We start from the raw sequence: 1,565 nt of genomic DNA on the forward strand, positions 1-1,565 counted from the left end.
CATAGACGATCTCCGGGTTGATCTTCTTCACGCTGTCATAGTCGATCCCCAGCCGTTCCATGCCCGCATAGCGGATATTGGAGGCAAAGACGTCGGCGTCCTTGATGAGGGTACGCAGTGCCTCGCGGGCTTCTTCCTTCTTGAGGTCGAGCATCACCGAGCGCTTGTTGCGGTTATAGGTCATGAACAACGGGCCCATGCCGGGGCCCTTGGGTGACTTGCCGCCCCAGCGCAGGATGTCGCCGCCGGGGGAGCCTTCCGCCGTCGGTGCCTCGATCTTGATCACCTCGGCCCCCAGATCACCCAGGATCTGCATGGCATAGGCGCCGAGCACCACGGAGGTGCAGTCGACGATTGTCACCCCGGCGAGCGGGCCGGTGTTTTCGGTGTCAGGCGATTTGGTGGCGGTCATGGGATGCGGGTCCGTTTCTTCAGGTGGCGGGTTCATGGCCAGCTATAGCGCGCATCCGGACATTTTTCCTCATTGGATTGTCCGTCCGTGAGGCAGACGCAGCGGAAGCCATGGGATTCGTAAAACGCGCGGGCCGGCGCATTGCTCTGGAACACCCACAAGCTCAATCCTTGCGGGCAGTATGCCATCACATGGGCCAGCAGGGCCGCGCCGATGCCGCGGCGGTGGTGGTCGGGATGCACATAGAGGTGGGTGAGCCAGCCATCGGCATAGGCTGCGACCCCGGCAACGGTGCCCCCGAGTTCCGCCACCGTCACGGTGTTGTCCGGCAGCATCGACCGGGTGATGAACGCAAGGTTGTCCTCCGCCGTGTGAATGTCCGGCACACCGGGCATGGCCCGGCGCGCGGGCGTAAACGCGCGGGCAATGGCGGCGGCGTCATCCGGGGTGGCGGGGCGCAGGAGGATCTCTGACATGGGGCGATTTGCCGTCAGGGCGCCTGATGGGTCAAGCTTGGGCGTGATGACCCGATTGCCCGACATACGGATTGCGGACCCGGATGATGCGCTGCTGGCGCAGGCGCATGATCTGTTGCGGCAGCATTGGGGAGACAGCGTCGTGTCGCTCGGCCGGGCGGTCGATCCCTATACCCTGCCGGTCAGGGTCGCCCTGGCGGGGGATGATTTTGCAGGCTGTGCTGCCTATCTCATTGAGGATGACGAGCTTGAGGTCGTTGCCCTTGCGGCGACAGGGGCTGTACGGGGCACCGGCCGGGCGCTGATGGCGGACATGTTTGGAGTTGCGCGGGGTGCCGGGCTGCGGCGGGTAAAGCTTGTGACCACCAACGACAATCTGCGCGCCATCGGCTTTTATCAGATCATCGGCATGCGGATCGCGCGGGTGGGGATCAACGCCATTGACGCGGCCCGCAGGCTGAAACCGCAGATCCCGATGACGGGCGAGAACGGAATCCCGATCCGCGACGAAATCGAATTCGAATATCTCACAAGGAGCTAGGCCCCATGCTGCTGCACCATTCCACCTGGCAGGAAATCGACGCCTATCTCACGCGCTCGAAAGCCATCATCATTCCCATCGGCTCGACGGAGCAGCACGGGCCGAACGGGCTGATCGGCACGGATGCGCTGTGTCC

At 63.8% G+C, this 1,565-nt stretch carries 4 protein-coding genes; 2 read left to right on the forward strand and 2 right to left on the reverse strand.

What is annotated here, in order from left to right; genetic code table 11:
• Together MVC20_RS07230 and MVC20_RS07235 are read right to left on the reverse strand one after the other, a co-directional pair.
• Positions 1-412 (reverse strand): CoA transferase (locus MVC20_RS07230; RefSeq protein WP_297539860.1); only part of this gene is annotated, 412 nt, incomplete at its 3' end.
• Positions 413-444: 32 nt separating this feature from the next.
• Complete coding sequence (locus MVC20_RS07235; RefSeq protein ID WP_297539862.1) at positions 445-888, reverse strand: GNAT family N-acetyltransferase; 444 nt, start codon at positions 886-888, stop codon at positions 445-447.
• A 46-nt stretch (positions 889-934) separates the two neighbouring features.
• Between MVC20_RS07235 and MVC20_RS07240 the strand changes: the two genes are divergently transcribed.
• Both MVC20_RS07240 and MVC20_RS07245 read left to right on the forward strand, forming a co-directional pair.
• The gene (locus MVC20_RS07240) at positions 935-1,429 is read left to right on the forward strand and encodes a GNAT family N-acetyltransferase (protein ID WP_297539864.1); all 495 of its coding nucleotides are present in this window, start codon (positions 935-937) and stop codon (positions 1,427-1,429) included.
• A gap of 5 nt (positions 1,430-1,434) precedes the next feature.
• On the forward strand, positions 1,435-1,565 hold a 131-nt coding region (locus MVC20_RS07245; protein ID WP_297539866.1), incomplete at its 3' end, for a creatininase family protein.

Source organism: Roseovarius sp., from assembly GCF_027019125.1.
Classification (GTDB): domain Bacteria; phylum Pseudomonadota; class Alphaproteobacteria; order Rhodobacterales; family Rhodobacteraceae; genus Roseovarius.

Bases quoted from the DNA above. Each gene is read 5' to 3' on its own strand.
- MVC20_RS07235 (WP_297539862.1), bottom strand. From the start codon at position 888: ATGTCAGAGATCCTCCTGCGCCCCGCCACCCCGGATGACGCCGCCGCC.
- MVC20_RS07240 (WP_297539864.1), top strand. From the start codon at position 935: ATGACCCGATTGCCCGACATACGGATTGCGGACCCGGATGATGCGCTG.